This is a genomic window from Escherichia sp. E2661 (genome assembly GCF_004745185.1).
Classification (GTDB): Bacteria; Pseudomonadota; Gammaproteobacteria; order Enterobacterales; family Enterobacteriaceae; genus Escherichia.
In genome coordinates this window covers 1-863 of record NZ_PDIG01000080.1, presented here as the reverse complement: position 1 = coordinate 863, position 863 = coordinate 1, and the positions used below count along the sequence as shown (strand labels likewise).

The 863-nt window shown below is 48.9% G+C and carries 2 tRNA genes and 1 rRNA gene; all 3 read left to right on the top strand.

Annotated features, from left to right (window positions below):
* Positions 1-66 precede the first annotated feature (66 nt).
* Positions 67-143, top strand: a tRNA-Ile gene (locus tag CRI63_RS23745).
* Between the two features lie 42 nt (positions 144-185).
* Positions 186-261, top strand: a tRNA-Ala gene (locus CRI63_RS23740).
* Positions 262-446: 185 nt separating this feature from the next.
* Positions 447-863 (top strand): 23S ribosomal RNA (locus CRI63_RS23735); the annotation flags it as partial.

The window sequence follows — 863 nt, the reverse complement described above, 5'->3', positions numbered from 1 at the left end:
CCTTAAAGAAGCGTACTTTGCATGCTCACACAGATTGTCTGATGAAAATGAGCAGTAAACCTCTACAGGCTTGTAGCTCAGGTGGTTAGAGCGCACCCCTGATAAGGGTGAGGTCGGTGGTTCAAGTCCACTCAGGCCTACCAAATTTGCACCGCAAATTTGAAGAGGTTTTAACTACATGTTATGGGGCTATAGCTCAGCTGGGAGAGCGCCTGCTTTGCACGCAGGAGGTCTGCGGTTCGATCCCGCATAGCTCCACCATCTCTGTAGTGATTAAATAAAAAAATACTTCAGAGTGTACCTGCAAAGGTTCACTGCGAAGTTTTGCTCTTTAAAAATCTGGATCAAGCTGAAAATTGAAACACTGAACAACGCAAGTTGTTCGTGAGTCTCTCAAATTTTTCGCAACACGATGATGAATCGCAAGAAACATCTTCGGGTTGTGAGGTTAAGCGACTAAGCGTACACGGTGGATGCCCTGGCAGTCAGAGGCGATGAAGGACGTGCTAATCTGCGATAAGCGTCGGTGAGGTGATATGAACCGTTATAACCGGCGATTTCCGAATGGGGAAACCCAGTGTGTTTCGACACACTATCATTAACTGAATCCATAGGTTAATGAGGCGAACCGGGGGAACTGAAACATCTAAGTACCCCGAGGAAAAGAAATCAACCGAGATTCCCCCAGTAGCGGCGAGCGAACGGGGAGCAGCCCAGAGCCTGAATCAGTGTGTGTGTTAGTGGAAGCGTCTGGAAAGGCGTGCGATACAGGGTGACAGCCCCGTACACAAAAATGCACATGCTGTGAGCTCGATGAGTAGGGCGGGACACGTGGTATCCTGTCTGAATATGGGGGGACCATC